The sequence below is a fragment of the Streptomyces sp. NPDC107498 genome (assembly GCF_055582805.1).
Map to the genome: position 1 here is coordinate 96,476 of NZ_JBVJPE010000022.1, position 6,132 is coordinate 102,607.

Annotated in this window: 7 protein-coding genes; 5 read left to right on the forward strand and 2 right to left on the reverse strand. The window is 72.8% G+C overall.

Annotated features, from left to right (window positions below; all coding sequences use genetic code 11):
- Positions 1 to 10: 10 nt before the first annotated feature.
- Positions 11 to 385, reverse strand: a complete 375-nt coding sequence (locus ACZ66Z_RS30270) for a hypothetical protein (protein ID WP_469938577.1) — start codon at positions 383 to 385, stop codon at positions 11 to 13.
- Positions 386 to 466: 81 nt separating this feature from the next.
- Between ACZ66Z_RS30270 and ACZ66Z_RS30275 the strand changes: the two genes are divergently transcribed.
- Positions 467 to 1,018 (forward strand): TetR/AcrR family transcriptional regulator, encoded by a 552-nt coding sequence (locus ACZ66Z_RS30275; protein WP_469938578.1) that lies wholly within the window; start codon positions 467 to 469, stop codon positions 1,016 to 1,018.
- The gene (locus tag ACZ66Z_RS30280) at positions 1,018 to 2,559 is read left to right on the forward strand and encodes an MFS transporter (protein WP_469938595.1); all 1,542 of its coding nucleotides are present in this window, start codon (positions 1,018 to 1,020) and stop codon (positions 2,557 to 2,559) included. Before ACZ66Z_RS30275 ends, ACZ66Z_RS30280 begins: the two co-directional genes overlap by 1 nt.
- A gap of 73 nt (positions 2,560 to 2,632) precedes the next feature.
- Here ACZ66Z_RS30280 and ACZ66Z_RS30285 read toward each other — a convergent pair whose 3' ends face one another.
- Positions 2,633 to 3,304 (reverse strand): lysophospholipid acyltransferase family protein, encoded by a 672-nt coding sequence (locus ACZ66Z_RS30285; RefSeq protein WP_469938579.1) that lies wholly within the window; start codon positions 3,302 to 3,304, stop codon positions 2,633 to 2,635.
- Between the two features lie 241 nt (positions 3,305 to 3,545).
- On the opposite strand from ACZ66Z_RS30285, the gene ACZ66Z_RS30290 reads away from it, so the two are divergent.
- The 3 genes from ACZ66Z_RS30290 (at position 3,546) to ACZ66Z_RS30300 (ending at position 6,044) form a co-directional block, all read left to right on the forward strand.
- Positions 3,546 to 4,712 (forward strand): glycerophosphodiester phosphodiesterase, encoded by a 1,167-nt coding sequence (locus ACZ66Z_RS30290; RefSeq protein ID WP_469938580.1) that lies wholly within the window; start codon positions 3,546 to 3,548, stop codon positions 4,710 to 4,712.
- A 138-nt stretch (positions 4,713 to 4,850) separates the two neighbouring features.
- Positions 4,851 to 5,516 carry a sigma-70 RNA polymerase sigma factor region 4 domain-containing protein gene (locus tag ACZ66Z_RS30295; RefSeq protein WP_469938582.1) on the forward strand — a complete coding sequence of 222 codons (666 nt, stop codon included), beginning with the start codon at positions 4,851 to 4,853 and terminating at the stop codon, positions 5,514 to 5,516.
- Between the two features lie 36 nt (positions 5,517 to 5,552).
- Positions 5,553 to 6,044, forward strand: a complete 492-nt coding sequence (locus ACZ66Z_RS30300; protein WP_469938584.1) for a GNAT family N-acetyltransferase — start codon at positions 5,553 to 5,555, stop codon at positions 6,042 to 6,044.
- The last annotated feature ends 88 nt before the right edge of the window (positions 6,045 to 6,132 follow it).

Consider the following 6,132-nt stretch of genomic DNA (forward strand, 5'->3'; position numbering starts at 1 on the left):
CCTCGGCACGTCACAGCGCCGCCGCCCGCTCCGCGAGCGCGTCGAAGTCCGGCCGGGTCGGCCCGATCCGTTCGTCGACGCGCAGCAACGGGGCGGCGGCGAGGTGGTTCCGCTCCGCGTACGCGTGGTCGTACGGGGGGATGTCGTCGTCGATCCGGGCGAACGGCCGCCCCGCCGCGTGCTCCAGGGTGTACTGCGTCTTCCGGAAGGTCCCGCGAGGGGCCTTTCCGTGCATCCGGGGCCGGTCGACGAACGGCAGCTCCGGCAGCCCGAGCCGGGGTCCGATCCAGTCGTTCGCCCCGCCCTTCCAGGCCGTCGCCCACACCGGCTCGTACGCCTCCACCGGCGCGAGCGGCTCGCCGCCGTGCTCGGGATCGAGCCGCACCCACAGCGGTTTCGCCCCCTCCGGTGAGGCTTTGACATATCGAATGAGACGTCCATGTCTCACGCGGTGTACGCTTGTCTCATGTCAGTCGATCGCACCCAGGTGCTCCGCGCCGCCGCCGCCCTCCTCACCCGCAAGGCGACCGCCACCATGGACGAGGTCGCCCGGGCCGCCGGGATCGGGCGGGCCACGTTGCACCGGCACTTCGCCGGGCGGGACGCCCTGGTGCGGGCGCTGGAGGAGCTCGGGCTCCAGGAGTTGGAGGCGGCCCACGACCGGGCCCGCATCGAGGAGGGGCCCGCCGACGAGGCCGTACGGCGGCTCGTCGCCGAGGTCGAGCCCGTCGCCCCCCTGCTGTCGTTCCTCGTCACCGAGAACCAGCTCTTCGAGGGCGACCAGCAGAACGAGGGCTGGGAACGCCTCGACGCCCGCGTCTCCGCGCTCTTCCGGCGCGGACAGGAGCAAGGCGCCTTCCGCATCGACCTGACCCCCGCCTGGCTCACCGAGGCCTTCTACGGGCTCGTCGGTTCCGGCGCCTGGGCCGTGCAGGACGGCCGGGTCGCCGCCAAGGACTTCCAGTACATGATCGCCGAGCTGCTGCTCGGCGGAGCGCGCAGGAGCGTGGAGAAGTGATCACCAGCAGCATCAGGGCCGAGAGCCATATCGAGGGCGTGCACCGCCCCGGCCGGTGGCTCGCCCTCTCCGTGCTCGTCCTGGCCGTCCTCCTCGTGGCGGTCGACGCCACGGTGCTCGGCCTCGCCACCCCCTTCCTCTCCGAGGACCTCAAGCCCTCCGGCACCCAGCTCCTCTGGATCGGCGACGTCTACTCCTTCGTCATCGCCGGACTCCTGGTCTCCATGGGCAGCCTCGGCGACCGCATCGGCCGCAAGAAGCTGCTGCTGATCGGCGCCACCGCCTTCGGCGCCCTCTCGGTCCTGAACGCCTACGCCACCAGCCCCGAGATGATGATCGTCGCCCGCGCCCTCCTCGGCGTCGCCGGGGCGACCCTCATGCCGTCGACCCTCGCGCTCATCCGCAACCTCTTCCACGACCCGCGCGAGCGCAGCCTCGCCATCGGCGTCTGGGGCGCCATGGCCTCGGCCGGCGCCGCCGTCGGACCGGTCGTCGGCGGGTTCCTCCTGGAGCACTTCTGGTGGGGCTCGGTCTTCCTCATCAACCTGCCCGTCATGGCCATCCTCGTCCTCGTCGGCGCCAGGCTGATCCCCGAGTCGAAGAGCCCGAACCACGGCCCCTGGGACCTCCCCAGCGTCGCCCTCTCCCTCGTCGGAGTCATCGGAGTCGTCTACGCCGTCAAGGAGCTGGCCTCCCACGGCCTCTCCCTCGACGCCGGAGCCGCCGCCCTCGTCGGCGCCGCCGCCCTGACCTGGTTCGTCCGCAGGCAGCTGACCCTGTCCGCGCCGCTCCTGGACATGCGCCTCTTCCGCCACCGCGGCTTCTCCGGCGCCGTCCTCGCCGACCTGCTGACCGTCCTGGGCCTCTCCGGCCTGGTGTTCTTCCTGTCCCAGTTCTTCCAGCTGGTCCAGGGCCGCCAGCCCCTGGAGGCCGGTCTCGCCGAACTGCCGGCCGCGATCGGCGCCGTGACGACCGGTCTGATCGCCGGCGTCGTGGCCCGCCGCTACTCCGTACGGTCCGTGGTGGCCGGCGGTCTCGCGGCGGTCGGCCTCGCCCTCGCCGTCCTGACGACGCTCGACCGGGGCACCGGCTACCCGCTGCTCGGCGCGAGCCTCCTCGTCGTCGGCGTGGGCGCGGGCTTCTCCTTCACCGTGACCGCCGACGTGATCCTCTCCAGCGTCCCGAAGGAGCAGGCCGGATCCGCCTCCGCCGTCTCCGAGACCGCGTACGAACTGGGCGCCGCGCTCGGCATCGCCGTCCTCGGCTCCATCGTGACCGGCGTCTACCGGGGCTTCGCCACCCCGGCCGGCGTCCCCTCGGACACCGCGTCGGCCGCCCACGAGTCGCTCGGCGGCGCGGTCGAGGCCTCCGGCGGCCTCGCCCCCGAGACGGCGACCGCCCTGGTCGCCTCCGCCCAGGACGCCTTCGTCGACGGCCTGCGGATCGCGGCAGGCGTCGGCGCGGCGGTCCTCCTCGCCACGGCGGTCGCGGCCTGGTTCCTGCTCAGGGGCCAGAAGCTGGAGGACGGCGTCGAGCACTGACGCCCGCAGCCGCCGGAAACGCGCGGTGCCCCCGTACGGTTCGGCCGTACGGGGGCACCGTCACGCGTGAGGGCTACGCCGCCTTCGCCTTCGTGGCGTACATGTCGACGTACTCCTGCCCGGACAGCCGCATCACCTCGGCCATCACCGAGTCCGTCACCGCCCGCAGGACGTACCGGTCGCGGTCCATCCCGTCGTACCGCGAGAACTCCATCGCCTCGCCGAAGCGGACCGTCACCCGGCCCGGGCGCGGGAAGCCCGACCCGCCCGGCTGGATCTTGTCGGTGCCGATCATGGCGAACGGCACCACCGGCGCCCCCGTCATCAGGGTCAGCCGCGCGATGCCCGTACGGCCCCGGTACAGCCGGCCGTCGGGGGAGCGGGTGCCCTCCGGGTAGATCGAGAAGATCTTGCCCTCCTCGAGCACCCGACGGCCCGTCATCAGCGCCGCCACGCCGCCGCGGCCGCCGTCCCGGTCCACCGGGATCATGCCGACGCTGGTGAAGAACCAGGCCATCGCCCGGCCCTTGAGGCCCTTGCCCGTCACGTACTCGTCCTTGCCGATGAAGTAGACCGGACGGTCCAGGCAGATCGGCATGATCATCGAGTCGATGAAGGTCAGGTGGTTGCCCGCGAGGATCACGGGACCCGTCCCGGGGATGTTCTCGGCGCCCTCCACGCGGGGGCGGAACATCAGGCGCATGACCGGCCCGAGCACTGCCTTGATGATCGCGAGACGGGACAACGGTTCCTCCGGTGGGAAGCGGGTCGGTCGAGTTGTCGATACGAGGGTTGCAGCTGGCGACGATACTCGCGGGTCACCCTCGTGCGCACATCGGGTTCACCGGACGGATACGGAGTGTTGACGCGTGTTTCCGCCATGTTCCGCCCAGGTCCGCCGCCCGTAGGGCCCCACTGCCTAGCGTCGGGGACAACAGTTGACAGGTGCGGGACATCACACCGCGGCTCACACAGGAGGATCCCTCATGACCCAGGGCGAACGCCGTACCCCGGCGCGGCGGACGGTTCTCGGAGCGGCGGGCGCCACCGTCCTCGGCGCCTCCACGGCCCTCGCGGCCGGCACCGCGCAGGCCGCCGACCGGGACCGCGCGCCCGGCCGCGGCCACGGCTACCGCTCCCTGCCCGTCCCCACCGTCATCGGCCACCGGGGCGCCAGCGGCTACCGTCCCGAACACACCCTCGGCTCCTACCGGCACGCCCTCGACCTCGGCGCCCACGTCGTCGAGCAGGACCTCGTCCCCACCCGGGACGGGCACCTGGTCTGCCGCCACGAGAACGACATCACCGGCACCACCGACGTCGCCGACCACCCCGAGTTCGCCTCCCGGAAGACCACCAGGACCGTCGACGGCGTCCCGCTCACCGGCTGGTTCACCGAGGACTTCACGCTCGCCGAGCTCAAGACCCTGCGGGCCAAGGAGCGCATCCCCGGCACCCGCCAGGAGAACACCCTCTACGACGGCCGCTGGACGGTCCCCACCTTCGAGGAGGTGCTGCGCTGGGCCGAGGAGGAGGGCCGCCGCCGGGGCCGCGAGATCTGGCTCCACGTCGAGACCAAGCACCCCAGCCACTTCCGCTCCCTCGGCCTCGGCCTGGAGGAGCCGCTCGCGAAGCTGCTGCGCCGGTACGGCCGCCACCGCGCGAACTCCCCCGTCTTCCTCCAGTCCTTCGAGCCCAGCAGCATCCAGCGCCTGGCGAAGCTGGTGGACGCCCCGGGCGTCGTCCTGCTCTCCGGCGCGAGCAGCCGCCCCTGGGACTTCGTCGAGGCCGGGGACCCGCGCACGGTCGCCGACCTGGTCACGCCCGAGGGCCTGCGCTGGATCGCCTCGTACGCGCAGGGCATCGGCCCCACGCTCGACCTGGTCATCCCGAAGGACGCGAGCGGCCGGCTCGGCACCCCGACCACCCTGGTCCGCGACGCGCACGCCGAGGGGCTGATCCTCCACCCGTACACGCACCGCAACGAGAACACCTTCCTGCCCGCGGACTTCCGCAGGGGCACGGACCCGACGGCGTACGGGGACGCCTTCGGAGCGCTCAAGCGGTACCTGGAGACGGGGATCGACGGGATCTTCTCCGACAACCCGGACACCGCCCTGCTCGCCGCCGCGGACCTCGCCGCCCGCGACTGACCCGACGGGGGCGCACGGCCGACCGCGGCCGGCCCGGCGAGAGGGTCGTACGCCGGTCGCGGGACCGTACGCCCCCCTCCCGGGTGGTTTGCGCCCCGCACCGCAACCACGGCCGCGCACCCCGGCATCGTGCCGGTCATGACGACCCCCGAGACCACCCCCGCACCGGAGACCCCGGACGCCCGGGACCCCGAGACCACCCCGGCCCCGGAACGCCGGGAAGGCCCGGAAGCCACGGAAGCCCCGGAACGCCCGGACGCCCAGGCCCCCGCTCCCGGGCTCCTCCTCGCCGCCCTCGCCCCCCTCCTCTCCGCCGAGTCCGACGCCGAGGCGCCGGCCGCCGGCGTCGACCCGGGCGACCTCGAACAGGCCGTCTGGCTCCGCCTCCTGGAGCAGCTCCGGCAGACCGGCACCGCCCCCGAACGGCCCGCCGAATGGCTGCGCCGCGCCGTCCGCGCGGAGGCGCGCCGCGCCCGCAGGACCCACGACCGGGAACGCCCCTACCGGGACGAACCCGTCCACGAGCCCGGCGGCGCCGAGCCCCACGGCTCCCCCGAGCACTCCCTGTTGGTCGCCGAGGGCCGCCGCACCCTGCGCGCCGCCGTCACCAGGACGCCCGGCCGCTGTCCCAAGGTGCTCGCCGCGATGCTCGACCCGGAAGACCCCACCTACCGCGAAATCGCAGGAGAGTTGGGTATCTCACAGGGCAGTCTGGGGCCGATGCGTTCCCGTTGCCTGGGATGCCTGCGCAGAATGCTGGCTGCAGAGGTTCCCGCCCCGGGTCGACGGGGAAGGGTGCGGTAAACCGGTGATCGACAGATGAGCGGGAGGCGTGCACACATGGGCCTGAGTGTGACCATCTCAGCGGCTGACGCGCAGGACGCGGAGCACATCCTGAAGCTGCAGTACCTCTGCTACCAGAGCGAGGCGGAGCTGTACGGGGACTGGTCCATCGAACCGCTCACCCAGTCGCTCGACGCCCTGCGCACCGAACTGGCCGAGGGACACGGGCTCGTGGCCCGGCTCGGCGACGAGGTCGTCGCCTCCGTGCGGGCCCGCCTCGACGAGGACGGCACGGTGCGGATCGCCAAGCTGATCGTCCACCCGCGCATGCGGCGGCACGGCCTCGGCGGCCGCCTCCTCGACGGCATCGAGCGTCACTTCGCGGCCGCCACCGCCGAGGCGACGGCGTCCGCCAAGCGCTTCCGGCTCTTCACCGGCCACCGCAGCGAGGGCAATCTGCGCCTCTACCGCAGCAAGGGGTACGAGCAGGTCGCCACCCGCGAGCTCGGCCCGAAGCTCACCCTGGTGACCCTGGAGAAGGCCGCCTAGGCCGTTTCCTTCGGATCATCTGATCGTTGGTTGATGTGTGTCGTTGACTGACGCCCAGTGGGCACGCATCGAGCCGTTGCTGCCGGAC